Genomic DNA, 14,688 nt, shown 5'->3' with positions numbered 1-14,688 from the left:
GCCCCCTGACAGCGGGCGCGCAATGGTTGTGCGGAATAATATAACATGCCAAAAAAGATGCTTATCGATGCCACCCACTCGGAAGAAACCCGGGTTGTGGTGGTGGATGGAAACAAGGTTGAGGAATTCGATTTCGAATCCGAAAGCCGTCGGCAACTGGCCGGAAACATATACCTTGCCAAGGTAACGCGCGTCGAACCATCGCTGCAGGCGGCGTTTGTCGATTACGGCGGAAACCGCCACGGTTTCCTGGCCTTTTCGGAAATTCACCCCGATTATTACCAAATTCCCGTCGCAGACCGCGAGGCGCTTTTGGCCGAAGAGGCCGCCTATGCCAAATCCCAGGAGGATGAAGAGGAAAAGCCAAAGCGCCGCAGCCGGACCCGCAGCCGCACCAAAACCAAGGCCGAAGACACCACAACCGATGATGCCGTGGTCAGCACCGATGTGGCCGACGGATCCGACATTGATGGCATGGCTGTTGTCGATCTGGGCGATGACGATGACGACGAAGAAGGATCCTCACCGATGGAGCGTGTCGGCGAAACTCCGGTGGAAACGCCGGATGAGAGCGACGACAGCGACGACGACAATGATGATGATGAGAACGACGATGATGAATCTTCGGCGTCAGACAAGGACGACGAGATTGAATCGGTTGCCGAAGAAGACGTAACCGAAGAAATCAGCCGCCCGCGCAAGCCCCGCGCGCGAAAGTACAAGATTCAGGAAGTCATCAAGGTGCGCCAGATCCTTCTGGTGCAGGTGGTAAAAGAAGAGCGCGGCAACAAGGGCGCGGCGCTGACCACCTATCTGTCGCTGGCCGGTCGCTATTGCGTTCTGATGCCCAACACCGCCCGTGGGGGCGGCATTTCGCGCAAGATCACCAATGTTGCCGATCGCAAAAAGCTTAAGGAAATCGCTAACAGCATTGATGTGCCCCAAGGCGCGGGCCTGATCATCCGCACCGCCGGATCACAACGGACCAAGACCGAAATCAAACGCGATTACGAATATCTGCAACGGATGTGGGAACAGATCCGCGAACTGACGTTGAAATCCATCGCGCCGGCCAAGATTTATGAAGAGGGCGATCTGATCAAACGTTCGATCCGCGATCTTTATAATCGCGACATCGACGAAGTCTGGGTTGAGGGCGTTGATGGGTATCGCACGGCCAAAGATTTCATGAAAATGATCATGCCGTCGCACGCCAAAAACGTGAAACAGTATCAGGATCAGATGCCGCTGTTCGCCCGCCATCAGGTGGAATCCTATCTTTCGGGCATGTTCAACCCCACGGTTCAGCTGAAATCGGGCGGATATATCGTGATTGGCGTGACCGAAGCGTTGGTCGCCATCGATGTGAACAGTGGCCGGGCCACCAAAGAAGGCAGCATCGAACAGACCGCGCTGAACACCAACCTGGAGGCCGCCGCCGAAGTGGCGCGCCAACTGCGCCTGCGTGATCTGGCCGGTCTGATTGTGATCGATTTCATTGACATGGAAGAACGGCGTAACAACACCGCCGTTGAAAAGCTGTTCAAGGACAGGTTGAAAACCGACCGTGCGCGCATTCAGGTGGGCCGGATTTCGGGCTTTGGCCTGATGGAAATGTCGCGCCAACGTCTGCGCCCCGGCATGATCGAGGCGACGACACAGCCCTGTCATGCCTGCCACGGCACCGGGTTGATCCGCTCGGACGACAATCTGGCGCTGAATATCCTGCGCCAGTTGGAAGAAGAAGGCGTGCGCAAACGGTCAAAAGAGGTATTGGTGAAAGTGCCGATCGGCATCTGCAATTTCCTGATGAACCAGAAACGCGAACATATCGCCAATATCGAAACGCGCTATGGCCTGTCAGTAAGGGTCGAGGCCGACCCGATGCTGATCTCACCCGATTTCGTTGTGGAGAAATTCAAAACTGCCACCCGGGTTGTTGAACAGATCGCCCATGTCGTGTCTGTCGATGCCAGCCATATGGCCGATACCGAGGTTGAGGACGAAGTAGAAGCTGACGTCGAAGAGATCGAAGAGGCACCCGCCGCCATCGCGTCACCGCCCGAGTCGTCAAACGACGATGATGGCGCTCCGAAAAAGCGGCGTCGGCGTCGGCGTCGGCGCAAGAACGGCAATGGTCAGAATGGTGACAACCAATCAGGTGGCGACGAGGACGATAACGGTTCAGATGCCTCTGCCTCGCAGACCAGCGATGAACCGAAGGCAGACGCGCCTTTAACCGCATCGGATGAGTCCGCGCCCGAGGCCGAGGAGGCGCCGAAAAAGCGCACCCGTGCGCCGCGCAAACGCAAATCCGCATCGGATGAGGCGGCAAAACCCGAGGCAACGCCCGAAGCGGAAACGCCAGAGGCCGAGGGCGACAAACCCGCGCCGCGCCGCCGCCGCCGTACCCGCACGCCAGATCCGGTGGTGGAAGAAACTGCTGAAACCGTCGTGGCCCCGGTGCAAGATGCACAGGAACCTGTCGAGCCGGCGGTGGAAGAAACACCTGAACCGATCGCACCCGTGGTGGAAAACGTTCAGGAACCGGTTGCGCCCACGATGGACAACGCCCCGGAACCTGCGGCCGCCACCGCCGAAACGCCGGTAATGGACGCGCCCGTGGCCGAAACACCGCCCGCGGCCGAACCTGCCGCCGAAGCTCCGGCGCCAGTGGACGCGGTGATCGAACAGGCGCCTGCAGCGGCCCCCGATCCCAAACCGCAACCCGCGCTGACCGCGCAGGAACCGGCCTTGGCCGAGGAAACCACAACGGCGGAACCGGCCAAGCCGAAGCGGCGCGGCTGGTGGTCGAAAGGCTGATAAAATCCAAAAAAAGGCCGCGCAGACAGCGCGGCCTTTTTGTTTTCGGATCAGGGGGTCAGGCGCGGCGGATCAAAAACGTCAGCACCGCACCCTCTGATTCCATTTCCAACAGGACATGGCCGGATTCATTGCAGAAATGCGGCACGTCGACCACGGCTGCCGGATCGTCGGCCTGCATTTGCAGAATTTGGCCGGGCCGCAATGCCGCCAATCGCTTGCGCGCTTTCAAAACCGGCAGGGGACACAGCAGGCCCAGTGCATCCAAAGTATCATCAGGTGTGTTCATGGCCCAACGTCCCGCATTTGTTTCACATTGTCCACGGGGATGTGACCCAATGGCGCGTGACGCCGCCGATAATTTGGCCTAACCCTAGGGGCATGTTCGGAATCGAAATCATAGATGCGGGGCTGCTCCCTGCCATGATCGTGGCCCTGATTGCCGGGCTGCTGTCATTCCTGTCGCCCTGTGTGTTGCCCATCGTGCCGCCATATCTGGCCTATATGGGCGGGATCACGATGAACGAAATGAAGGAAGAAACCACCGCCCACCGGCGCGCGGTGATTTCGGCGGTGTTTTTCGTTCTGGGCCTGTCGACGGTTTTCTTGATCCTCGGCTTCACTGCGTCTGCCTTTGGCGCATTCTTTCTGCAATATCAGGAAATTTTTGCACAGGTTTCCGGCGTGGTGGTCATTGTGTTTGGCCTGCATTTTCTGGGCCTGTTCCGCATTCCATTGCTTAACCGCGAGGCGCGCCTTGATGCCGGCGACAAGGGCGGATCGTCATTTGGCGCCTATGTTCTGGGCCTGGCCTTTGCCTTTGGCTGGACACCGTGCATCGGGCCGCAACTGGGCGCAATCCTGTCCCTCGCGGCAAGTGAGGCAAGCGTGGCGCGCGGCACCACATTGTTGGGAGTCTATGCCGCCGGTCTGGGCATTCCGTTTTTGTTGGCGGCGGTGTTTATTCAGCGGTCGATTGGGGTGATGAACCGGATCAAACCGTGGATGGGCGTGATTGAAAAAGGCATGGGTGCGCTTTTGGTTCTGGTCGGTCTGGCCCTGTTGACCGGCGCGTTCAGCGCGTTTTCCTGGTGGTTGTTAGAGACATTTCCGGCACTGGCGGCTTTGGGTTAATCGGCTTAATTTCGCCCCGATCTGCGGCTATGTTGTAAGTAACGCAACAGGATTTTCGCCAGATGCATACGCCCGTCACCCGCCGCAAAGTGTTTTATATCCCCGGTTACGATCCGATTCACCCCCGACGTTACCGCGAATTATACCGCAAAGAGGGCGCGGCACAGGCCGCGATTTCGGGCTATGACATCGCCCTGAAACCGCGCAAGGGCGCGCGCTATGGCTGGCAGGTTGAAGGGCGCGTGGATGGCGCCGAGGTCAGCGCCGAATTTGAGGTTCTGGTGTGGTCAGACATCGTGCGCGATTCGATGAAAACCGGGATTTTGGCCACCTATGGCCAGTTGGTGCGCACCGCTTATATCTATATTTCCAGCGGGGCTTTGCGCCGTTTGATGTGGCTGCGCAAAGGGCCGGTGATTGCCGCGCTTTATCCGGTGGGCATGTTGTTGGTGCAACTGCTTACGGCTTTGGCGGTGTTCTGGTTTGGCGGGCGGCTGTTGGCCTGGGCGTTTCATTTGGCTATTGGCGCAATGCCCGTGCTGACCCTTGCAGCATTTGCCGTGTCGGGCGCAGCGGCCATCGCGCTTTTGCGGTGGTTCAAAGCGAAAGACGGTAAATTCTTTGCCTATTACTTGATGCATGATTACGCATTTTCCGCCGCGACGCGCGGAGCCAATCCCCCCGCCCTTGAAACCCGCATGACCGACTTCACCGCCGCCATTGCCGATGCGATGGCGGGCGATTTTGACGAAGTGTTGGTCGTGGGCCATTCCTCGGGCGCGCATATCGCGGTGTCGTGTCTGGCCGATCTGATCCGCCTTGGCAAACTGCCCGCCATTGGCCCGGCCTTGTCGTTCCTGTCACTTGGCCAGGTGATCCCGATGGTCAGCTTCCTGCCCGATGCCCACCGCCTGCGCGCCGATCTGCATTACCTGTCCGCGCGCGCCGATCTGACATGGGTGGATGTCACCGCACCCGGCGATGGCTGCGCCTTTGCCCTGTGCGATCCGGTGGCCGTGTCGGGTGTATCGCCGCGCGATCAAAAATGGCCGCTGGTGTTTTCGGCCGCCTTTACCCAAACGCTGAAACCCGAAACTTGGAAATCCCTGCGCTGGCGGTTTTTTCGCCTGCATTTCCAATACCTCTGCGCCTTTGATGCGCCGCGCGATTACGATTACTTTCAAATCACCGCCGGGCCGCTGACCTTGGGCGCGCGATACGCGGGCCGCAAACCCAGCAAATCGCGCATCGACATTGCCGCCTCTTGCCACACAACGATGGCCGCATGATCCCGCCAAAACCCTCAGCGCGCGCCGACAAAGTATCGCTCTGGCGCTATTTGAAACTGTTTCGACAGGATATTCTGTCGGCGCAACCGGCGAAACTCTATCGCGCCTGGATGGCCGAATTTCGCACACCGTTTTTTCGCAGCTACCTGGTGAATGACCCGAAACTGTTGCGCGTCATCCTGAATGAACGGCCGATGGATTTTCCAAAGTCTGATCGCATTGGCGAAGGGCTGCGCCCGCTGCTGGGCAATTCGGTGTTTTTGACCAATGGCGAGATCTGGCAAAAACAACGCCGCATCATCGACCCGGCGTTTGAGGGCGGGCGTCTGCGTGATACATTCCCGGCAATGCTGGCAGCAGGGCAGGCGGCCAGTGCCCGCCTGAGCGAAGGCGCGCAGGATATCGAACCCGAAGCCAGCCACACCGCCGCCGATGTGATCTTTCGCACGCTGTTCTCAATCCCGATCGAACATGAAACGGCCACACAGGTGTTTGACCAGTTTCGCGATTATCAGCGCACACAACCGATCCTGAACCTCGCCGCCTTCATCCCCATTCCCCGATGGTTTCCACGTTTCCACAGGGCGCGCACCAAACAAACGGCCCGTGCCATCCGCGCCCTGATCACCGATCTGACCGCAGGTCGCATGGCAGAAATAAACGCCGGAACGGCCCCCGATGATCTGGCGACCAAAATCATGACCACCCGCGATCCGGTCACCGGCGACGGCTTTTCAACCGAAGAAATGGTCGATCAGGTGGCGATATTCTTCCTTGCCGGTCATGAAACCAGCGCCTCGGCCTTGGCATGGGCGCTTTACCTTCTGGCCACCCATCCGCAGGCACAGGAAAAAGTCGCGCAAGAGGCGAAAACCTTTATGCAAGACCCGCAGTTCACCCGCCTGTCGACCCTGAAATTCACCCGCGATGTGTTTCGTGAGGCATTGCGCCTCTATCCGCCCGTGCCAATGATGGTGCGCCAAACCAGATGCCCCGAACAAATGCGCGACCGCACCGCACCCAAAGGCGCGCAAGTCGTGCTCAGCCCGTGGCATTTACACCGCCACACCCGCCTGTGGGACAACCCCGATGGATTTGACCCCGGCAGATACGCCACTGAAACGGGTCGCAAATCCCTGCGAGAGGCATATATGCCGTTTTCAACTGGCGCACGGGTCTGCACCGGGGCCGCCTTTGCCATGGTCGAAGGCCCGCTGTTGCTGGCAACACTGCTGGCCGATTGGCACATCTCTCCGGTGGATGGTAAAACACCAACCCCCGTTGCCCACCTTACTGTCCGCGCGAAAGAGGGCATTCACCTGTCGCTTACCAAACGGCAGTGATTTTTCTTGCTTGAAATATCCCCGCCGGAGGCTCCCACCTCACCGCGTTAACTCCGCTTGCCGCAAATGTGCCGCGCACCCCACACCCACTAAACAAAATATCGTGTGTGGCGCAGCCACTCCGTCAGGTCACTCCAGATAGGGCACGGGATTGACGCTTTCAAATCCTTCGCGAATCTCAAAATGCAATCCGGGTGCCGCGGCGGCACGGATCTTGGCAATCGTCTGGCCCCGGCGGACCTGATCGCCCTTTGCGACGCTCACCTTGTCAACGCCCGCATAGACCGTCAGAATATTGCCCGCATGGCGCAATACCAGGATCGGAACCTGATCGGTATCCCGGGTGATTGCCGCGACGGTGCCTGCATCTGCGGCGCGCACGTCTGATCCGGCTGCGGCTGAAATATCTATGCCGTCGTTTTTGCCCTTGGAATAACCGCGGATGATCGGGCCGTTGACCGGCAGCGCAAAGCGTCCTGTATCACTGGCCTTGGTTTTTGTATCTGCAAGGGCGGGCGAGGGCGGCGTTTCTTTTGGGGTGGCGGTGGTGGCCTTTTCATCGGGCAGAGGTTGTGCCGCACTTGGCGGAATAGGCGCGACACTGCCGGTGCCCGGCCGTTCGGCCGCGGTGGGGGTGGGTTGGCCGGGCAGGGCGACCGGAATCAACAAAAACTGCCCCTCGCGTATGCCTAATTCCCCAGTCAGGCCATTCCATTCGGCCAGGGATTTCACCGGAATATTGTAACGGCGCGCGATCGAAAATGCCGTTTCGCCCCGCTTTACCTTGTGGCGGATCGGTTCAGTGCCTGATGTTGTCGTTTGGCTGGGCTGTGCGGCGGGTCGGTTTGCGGGGGTGATGCCGCCATCGCTATCCAGACTGCTGGTGCCGATTTCGGCGGGCGGGGTCAGCGGTGTTGTTGGGCTGACCGGGGCCGGAGTGGGCCGGATCGGCCCGATATTTGAGGCCCCCGTCGCGGGCGATGGTTCGCTGACCCGGCGGGGCAGGGCGATCACCTCGCCCTTTCGCAGGTTCAGATCCAAAGGCATGCCGTTATAGCGCGCCAATTCTTCGGCGGGCAGGCCAATGCGCGCGGCGACATCGCTGACCGTGTCGCCACTGCGTGCAACCGCCACCTGATAATTCGGGTACGAGATGACACCGCGATTGTCGGCGCGGGGCCGCTGTGCCGTGCGCACCGCAAGGGCGGCGTCAGACGTATCCAACCCATTGGCAAAACTGTCGCGCAAATCAAAATCAAAAGGCTTGTCGCCACAGGCGGCCAAGGCCAACAATGCCGCGCCACACATCATCGCGGCCCGGGGTTTGGGAAATACTGCCATCTGTCGTCCTCAAATTGTCTGAATGGCGCCTCTGCGTGCGCTCATCCTTTTACCGCCTGAAATGCGAGACGCGCCTCGCCCTATCCGTCCTGGCCCAACCCCTCTAACAGAGGCACAAACCGCACCGGTCTTAATTCCTGATAATCAAACCCTTTTGCATGGCGCGTCACCTTGATCAGGCTTTGCACCGTGTTTGACTGGCCCACCGGCAGCACCATGATACCCCCAACGCGCAATTCCGCCAAGAGGGGGCCGGGCGGGTCTTCGGCGGCAGCGGTGACCAGGATTTTGTCAAACGGGGCCTGATCGGGCAACCCGTGCGATCCATCGGCGGCAAAGGCGGTGACATTGGTCAATCCGAGGGCTTCAAACACCTCACGGGCTTCGCGCACCAATCGTTTGTGGCGGTCCACGGTGTAAACCCGCCGCGCCAGATGCGACAACACCGCCGCCTGATATCCCGATCCGGTGCCGATTTCCAAAACCTTGTCGCGGGGCTGCACATCCAAGGCCTGGGTCATCAACCCGACAACCGAAGGTTGGCTGATCGTCTGACCACAGGCGATGGGCAGCGGCATATCCTCATAGGCGCGCTCGGCGAAAATGCCGCGCACGAATGCGCCGCGATCCACCTTTTCCATCGCGCTCAGAACGCGACTGTCTGTCACCCCGCGTGAGCGCAGGGCATAAAGGAACTGCATTTTGCGTTCCGCGTCAAATGTCATTCGATCGCGGCTTTCAGATCGGCAATCCGGTCATGGGCGGTCAGATCAGCGCGCATCGGCGTGATCGAGGTATAGCCCGCCGTGTTGTCATGGGCATCCGAACCGGGCGCGCTGTTGGTTTGCGGTCCACCCTTGATCCACAGAAATTTCCGCCCCGATGGCGACATGTGCGGCTCGGTCGAGAAAAAGCTGTCGGGCCGGAACCCTTGGGTTGAAACGCGCAGGCCTTTCACGTCCTTGCCCGCAACGGGTGGGAAATTGACGTTGTAAAACAGGCGGTAATCGGCGTTGTCCCATTCGCCCTTTTCCAAAAGGGTGCGGATGGTGTGCACCCCTGTTACCCGCGCCGCATCAAACGGATCGGCCAGATTTCGGTTTCCGGGGCCGTAATATTGCGACAGGGCAATCGCGGGCAGGCCCTGTAACGCCGCCTCGATCGCGGCGCCGACAGTGCCGGAATACATCGTATTTTCGGCCGAGTTGTTGCCCCGGTTCACACCCGACAACACCAGATCCGGGCGCTGTGGCATGACATCGTAAATTGCCGCCAAAACACAATCGGCAGGCGCGCCCTCAACCGCAAAGCGGCGCGGCCCGAATTCGGCCAACATCATCGGTTGGGTATAGCTGACGCAATGGGCCACGCCCGATTGTTCGAATGCGGGGGCAACGACCCAGACCTCGCCGGTCGGTCCGGCAATTTCGGTTGCGACTTCTTCCAACACCTGCAGGCCGGGCGCGTTGATTCCATCGTCGTTTGTAATAAGAATACGCATAAAAGCCCCTTTTGTTTTCTCTTGCTTAGGCGACGGTGTGCCAACGGGCAAGCGGGCGACGCGACTCACATTGAAAGTGTTGCCAGAAGGCGCGCGGCCTCCTCATCGGGATGGGTCAAACCTGTGCGATCTTCGCCCGGGAAAAACCGGCCCCGGGTGGCGGTGGGCATCGGGCGCGGTGTCAGAATATGCACCTTTGGCCCGGTATTTGCGGTTTCCGCCTGCCATGACTGGGCCAATGCCATCTGTGCCGCCTTGGTGGCACCGTAACAGCCGAAAAATTTGGCCCCCGCACGCGGATCATCGAAAAACAGTGCCTGACCGTCGGGGGCGGCGGTCAGCAGCGGTGCAACCATCGGAATAAGTGTTGCGGTCGCGGTGGCATTCAGGGCGATGGATTTCGCCCAATCCTTGGCATCCACATGGGCCGCCGGCGTCATCGGCGCGGCGTGAATCGCCGTATGCGCCCACAGATCAACATGGCCCCACCGATCATAAATCGAGCGGCACAGGTGCGCCATCGCCCCGGCATCGGTGATATCCATGGGGGCGAGCGTGGCTTGACCGCCCCCGGCCTGAATTGCGTCGTCCAATTCTTCCAGCGCGCCGGTGGTTTTGGCAACGGCGATGATATGATGGCTGGACGACAGCGCCTTGGCCAATGCGGCGCCCAGCCCGCGCGAGGCGCCGGTGATCAGGGCGATTTTTGATGTGTTCTGGTCTGACATATCTGCGCTGTGCCAATACCCGCGGCCAAGGTCAAGGGCGAAGCGGCTGAATCACCCGCCCAGACCGTATCAGATGCGAAAGAGAGGCATCAAAACGCGGTGGCCCGCCCTGAAGTTGGCGCGCTAGATTACTCTGCCGCCTTCAGGCGAAACCCCTGTTCCACCATATCAGACGGTTCAACCGGATATTGGCCGGAAAAACACGCGTCGCAATATTGGGGTGATGTCGCATTGCGGCCTTCTGCCTCGCCCACGGCGCGGTACAGCCCATCAAGAGAGATAAAGCGCAGCGAATCAACCTTCAGGTGGGCGCACATTTCGTCTTCGGACATGGTTGAGGCGAGCAGTTTTTCACGCTGGGGCGTATCGACCCCATAAAAACATGGCCAGGCGGTAGGCGGAGAGGCGATGCGAAAATGCACCTCTTTCGCGCCGGCATCCAGAATCATCTCACGAATCTTGATGCTGGTGGTGCCGCGTACAACCGAATCATCAACCAGAATCACCCGCTTGCCTTTGATCAGGGCGCGGTTCACGTTCAGTTTCAGACGCACCCCCATATTGCGGATCTGTTCCGTGGGTTCGATGAAGGTACGCCCCATATACTGGTTGCGGATGATCCCCATGGCATAGGGGATGCCGCTTTCCTGACTGTAACCAATTGCGGCGGGCGTGCCGGAATCGGGCACCGGGCACACCAGATCGGCATCCACCGGCGCCTCTTTGGCCAATTCCACGCCGATGGCGCGACGGGTTTCATACACTGACCGCCCGCCCAGAATACTGTCAGGGCGCGAAAAATACACATGTTCAAAGATACAGAACCGGGGTTTGGCAGGGGTGAACGGGCGATGGCTTTGAATCTCGCCATGTTCGATCACCACCATTTCGCCCGGGTCGATTTCGCGAATGAATTTCGCGCCGATAATATCCAAGGCACAGGTTTCGCTGGATAAAACCCAACCAATGTGATCGCCTTCGCCCAGTTGGCCCAATACCAACGGGCGCACGCCCAACGGATCGCGCACGCCGATCAGTTTGGTGCGCGTCATCGCCACGATGGAAAACGCGCCCTCAACCCGGCGCAACGCATCCTGAATCCGGTCCGGCACCTTGCGTTGCAAGGAACGCGCCATCAGGTGGATGATACATTCACTGTCCGAAGCGGATTGAAAAATCGACCCTGCGCCGATCAATTCACGGCGGAGCGCAACCGCATTGGTGATATTGCCATTATGGGCAATCGCCGCGCCGCCCATGGCAAATTCGCCGAAAAACGGCTGCACGTCGCGCATTTGCGTGCTGCCTTTTGACCCCGAGGTGGAGTAGCGCACATGCCCAATGGCCAGTTCGCCGGGCAATGTTTCCATCAGCGATGCCTTGGTAAAACTGTCGCGCACATATCCGAATCGCCGCGCCGAATTGAACCCGTGATCGGGGTGGTGCGAAACGATTCCGCCCGCCTCTTGGCCGCGGTGTTGCAAGGCATGCAGGCCGAGCGCGACAAAGTTTGCCGCATCGGCCACGCCGACAACGCCAAAAACGCCGCATTCTTCTTTAAGCTTGTCACCGTCAAAATCAAACGGATGGGCAGGGGGCATCTGGCGCATGGGGTGCTCCGAATCCTGTGGGTGTTGGGCATCACATAGGGGGTTTGTCAGGCAGTGTCACCCAGCCGTTCGATAAATGCTGCAATGCAGCGGGATCAGGGCGCCACAACCGGCCAAAGTGACGCAATCAAAAGCCCGGCCATCGCCCAGTTGAACGCCCGCAACCGGGCCGGATTGGTCAGAATGCGCCGCAATTCCCGCCCCAGCAACAGCCAGAACGAAATCGATGGCAAATTGACCGCGCCAAACACGGCAGCAACCAGCGCAATCGCGAAAAACGTCTGGTTCGGCGCATAAACCGATGTGGCGGTCAGCGCCATTGCCCAGGCTTTGGGATTGACCCACTGAAACGCCGCCGCCTGTAGGAACGTGAAAGGCGTGCCGTGGGATTCGGCGTTTTCGGGCGGGGCGGCATTGGCGATTTTCCACGCAAGATAAAGCAGATAAGCCACGGAAACCACTTGCAAAACCGTATGCGCCAAAGGCCATGCAACAAACACACGTTGCAGCCCGATACCCACCAAAAACACCATCACCACAAAGCCCACGGCGATGCCCAACATATGCGGCACGCTGCGACGCAGACCAAAATTTGCGCCCGATGCCATCAACATCAGGTTGTTTGGCCCCGGCGTGATCGACGACACCAGCGAAAATGCCACAAGGGCAGGGAGGAGATCATAACTCATCGCGCGACTATCACAGTAATTTGGCCGGAATGCATGCTGGATCACCAATATCCGACATTGATCTGCGCCCATAACCCATAACAATTGGCGTTGTACACTGTGCCAAGTCTTGCCACAGGTCGGCACACGCACCACGTGTGTTGCAAAGGCGACGCCAAAACCACGCGACGTAACGTTCACGTGAGACGGGATTGGAACTGTTTGCCCACTCTGGCATTTAAGCTGTTAACAAACATCAAACCAAGGGGCACATCATGAGTCTTCTTAAACCGACACGCCGCGCCTTGCTGGCCAGCGGCGCCGCAATGCTTGCCACGCCCAGCGTTCTTTTGGCCCAAGACAGCATGCCTGCCCTGCGTGCCGATTCAAACGCCCGCCGCAATGTCAGCAGCTTCAAAACACAACGCTGGCAGGACCATTTTGAAACCTTGGATCGCGTCACCATCGTGGCCGATACCGGGTCGCGGGCACTGCATTATTGGTCGGCAGATGGTAGCGATTATCGCATGTACCCCACATCGGTTCCCTTGACTGATGAACTCACCCGCCTGGGATATACCGAAGTGGTGCGCAAGAAGGTTGGCCCAACCTGGACCCCGACATCATCGATGCGCGAACGTGATCCATCGTTGCCCACGTTCATGCCCGCCGGCGAGGACAACCCCCTGGGTACGCATGCCATCTATCTCAGCTGGCCTGCCTATCTGATCCACGGCACCCATGACACCCGCAAGATCGGGCGGCGGTCGTCTTCGGGCTGTATCGGGTTGTATAACCGCCAGATTGCCGAACTGTTTGAATTGGTGCCGGTTGGCGCACAGGTGCGGTTGATCTGACCCATCGCCATTGGCAAAAATAATAGCCCGGTCGCGGATTTTGCGACCGGGCTTTTTTTCGCGCTGCTTGGCGCTCAAGCGTCCTGCAGTTCGTCTTTGACGATCTTTTCGATGTCGCCCACATCGTGGTTGGTAAGCGTTTTCGGGATTTCGCCGATCACACGCTGCGTCACCTCCTGGTGCAGAACCTTGCGCAGATCGCCCAAGACGCGCGGTGCGGCAACGATCACCAAATGATCGAACGCGCCCTTGTGCGCCTGTTTATACAGAATATCCGCCAGATCATCGGCAAAGCGTTCCTTGGCCAGTTCATGCCAATCGGTATCTTGAAACGCCGAGCGCGGGCCAGATGTGGTGTTGCCCGGGCGCCCCTCCTGCATCCGGCCGGGGCGGTTTGCCGACTGGTCGATGTCCTTGGGGTTTTCCTGCTGCTCAAGGCGGTGAACCTCAAGATGCGGGTTTTCGCCATCGGTCAGGTTGCGCAGGAACAGCGCCTTTTCACCGTCGGCAATCAAGACCCACGCGCCATTTGTCAGATGTGCCATGTTACTTGTCCCCCGTGCCGTGATGCCCGCCAAGGTTGCCTTGGCCCTTTTCATCGGATTTATGCACACGGGTGGTGGTTTTGCCCTGATCGACCTGCTTCAGCTCGTCGCGCGTACCCACCTTGCGTTCAAGGTTACCTTGGGCGCGGCCCTGTTGGCCGGGGGTGGCGGGGGCATCGGTGTAGGCGTCGGTATCACGACTGCCATCATGGGAACGTTTGCGTTCTGCCATAGCGTGTCCTTTCCTGAGTGTTGGAGAGGAAACACGCGATGCCAGCCTTCGGTTCCAGATTAAGAACCGCAATCTCCTACCAATTGCTCATAGCGTGATACGATCCAACCGGGTGCATCGGACGGGATCTGTTCATCAATGCTGTCTTGGGTGCGCGCGAAAATCTTGGCGGTGCGGCTGTTGTCAACCATCGGGATGGAATCGGTCGTGACCACACGACTGTAAACAACCAACGCCACCGCAACCAGCAAAACGCCGCGCGCCACACCAAACAAGAACCCGATCGCCTGATCCACCCCGCCCAGCGCCGAGCGTTGAACAGCCCCGGCAAACAGGGGTGTAAAGATCGACGCCAGAACCAAAGCCACGGCAAATACCACGGCAAACGCCGCAATGATCGACAATTCGCAACTGTCGCCCAGAAAATCACCCAGAACAGGGATTTCGCGCACGAGCGGTTCAGCCTGCGGAGCGAAAATAAACGCCAGCACCGCAGCGGCAATCCAACCGACGATTGCCATCGCTTCGCGCACAAAGCCCCGCGAATAAGCCAGAATGGCCGAAATCACGATCACACCCGCGACGACACCATCAATGATGGTAAAACCTTCCATGCC

General features: G+C 59.1%; 15 protein-coding genes. 5 read left to right on the top strand and 10 right to left on the bottom strand.

What is annotated here, in order from left to right; all coding sequences use genetic code 11:
• Positions 1-45 precede the first annotated feature (45 nt).
• Entirely contained in the window at positions 46-2,823 is a 2,778-nt protein-coding gene (locus C8265_RS02900) for a ribonuclease E/G (RefSeq protein ID WP_108482448.1), read from the top strand.
• Positions 2,824-2,881: 58 nt separating this feature from the next.
• Here the strand turns inward: C8265_RS02900 and C8265_RS02895 are convergent, their stop codons facing one another.
• Positions 2,882-3,112 (bottom strand): sulfurtransferase TusA family protein, encoded by a 231-nt coding sequence (locus C8265_RS02895; protein WP_108482447.1) that lies wholly within the window; start codon positions 3,110-3,112, stop codon positions 2,882-2,884.
• 92 nt (positions 3,113-3,204) lie between these two features.
• Here C8265_RS02895 and C8265_RS02890 point away from each other — a divergent pair, with 92 nt between their 5' ends.
• The 3 genes from C8265_RS02890 to C8265_RS02880 all read left to right on the top strand — a co-directional run bounded on the left by C8265_RS02890 (position 3,205) and on the right by C8265_RS02880 (position 6,589).
• The gene (locus tag C8265_RS02890; protein WP_108482446.1) at positions 3,205-3,957 is read left to right on the top strand and encodes a cytochrome c biogenesis CcdA family protein; all 753 of its coding nucleotides are present in this window, start codon (positions 3,205-3,207) and stop codon (positions 3,955-3,957) included.
• Between the two features lie 62 nt (positions 3,958-4,019).
• The gene (locus C8265_RS02885) at positions 4,020-5,246 is read left to right on the top strand and encodes a hypothetical protein (RefSeq protein ID WP_108482445.1); all 1,227 of its coding nucleotides are present in this window, start codon (positions 4,020-4,022) and stop codon (positions 5,244-5,246) included.
• Entirely contained in the window at positions 5,243-6,589 is a 1,347-nt protein-coding gene (locus C8265_RS02880; protein ID WP_108482444.1) for a cytochrome P450, read from the top strand. The genes C8265_RS02885 and C8265_RS02880 overlap by 4 nt, the downstream gene beginning before the upstream one ends.
• A gap of 129 nt (positions 6,590-6,718) precedes the next feature.
• On the opposite strand, the gene C8265_RS02875 is transcribed toward C8265_RS02880, so the two are convergent.
• From C8265_RS02875 to C8265_RS02850, 6 genes are all read right to left on the bottom strand, one after another.
• A complete protein-coding gene (locus C8265_RS02875) occupies positions 6,719-7,930 on the bottom strand; it encodes a M23 family metallopeptidase (protein ID WP_108482443.1) in 1,212 nt (403 codons plus the stop codon).
• 80 nt (positions 7,931-8,010) lie between these two features.
• Entirely contained in the window at positions 8,011-8,655 is a 645-nt protein-coding gene (locus tag C8265_RS02870) for a protein-L-isoaspartate(D-aspartate) O-methyltransferase (RefSeq protein WP_108482442.1), read from the bottom strand.
• The gene (surE, locus tag C8265_RS02865) at positions 8,652-9,431 is read right to left on the bottom strand and encodes a 5'/3'-nucleotidase SurE (RefSeq protein WP_108482441.1); all 780 of its coding nucleotides are present in this window, start codon (positions 9,429-9,431) and stop codon (positions 8,652-8,654) included. Before surE ends, C8265_RS02870 begins: the two co-directional genes overlap by 4 nt.
• 65 nt (positions 9,432-9,496) lie before the next feature.
• A complete protein-coding gene (locus C8265_RS02860; protein WP_108482440.1) occupies positions 9,497-10,159 on the bottom strand; it encodes an SDR family NAD(P)-dependent oxidoreductase in 663 nt (220 codons plus the stop codon).
• Positions 10,160-10,287: 128 nt separating this feature from the next.
• Positions 10,288-11,760, bottom strand: coding sequence for an amidophosphoribosyltransferase (purF, locus tag C8265_RS02855; RefSeq protein WP_108482526.1), 1,473 nt, complete (start codon positions 11,758-11,760; stop codon positions 10,288-10,290).
• Positions 11,761-11,864: 104 nt separating this feature from the next.
• The gene (locus tag C8265_RS02850; protein WP_108482439.1) at positions 11,865-12,458 is read right to left on the bottom strand and encodes a LysE family translocator; all 594 of its coding nucleotides are present in this window, start codon (positions 12,456-12,458) and stop codon (positions 11,865-11,867) included.
• A 254-nt stretch (positions 12,459-12,712) separates the two neighbouring features.
• Between C8265_RS02850 and C8265_RS02845 the strand changes: the two genes are divergently transcribed.
• Entirely contained in the window at positions 12,713-13,294 is a 582-nt protein-coding gene (locus C8265_RS02845; RefSeq protein WP_108482438.1) for a L,D-transpeptidase, read from the top strand.
• A 74-nt stretch (positions 13,295-13,368) separates the two neighbouring features.
• Here the strand turns inward: C8265_RS02845 and C8265_RS02840 are convergent, their stop codons facing one another.
• From C8265_RS02840 to C8265_RS02830, 3 genes are read right to left on the bottom strand one after another with little or no spacing between them, the layout of a single operon-like run.
• The gene (locus C8265_RS02840) at positions 13,369-13,839 is read right to left on the bottom strand and encodes a host attachment family protein (protein WP_108482437.1); all 471 of its coding nucleotides are present in this window, start codon (positions 13,837-13,839) and stop codon (positions 13,369-13,371) included.
• A gap of 1 nt (position 13,840) precedes the next feature.
• Positions 13,841-14,071 (bottom strand): hypothetical protein, encoded by a 231-nt coding sequence (locus C8265_RS02835; RefSeq protein ID WP_108482436.1) that lies wholly within the window; start codon positions 14,069-14,071, stop codon positions 13,841-13,843.
• A gap of 59 nt (positions 14,072-14,130) precedes the next feature.
• Positions 14,131-14,685 (bottom strand): CvpA family protein, encoded by a 555-nt coding sequence (locus tag C8265_RS02830; protein WP_108482435.1) that lies wholly within the window; start codon positions 14,683-14,685, stop codon positions 14,131-14,133.
• Positions 14,686-14,688: the final 3 nt, after the last annotated feature.

Source organism: Oceaniglobus ichthyenteri (assembly GCF_003057885.1).
GTDB lineage: Bacteria > Pseudomonadota > Alphaproteobacteria > Rhodobacterales > Rhodobacteraceae > Oceaniglobus > Oceaniglobus ichthyenteri.
This window is presented reverse-complemented; position numbering and strand designations above follow the sequence as displayed.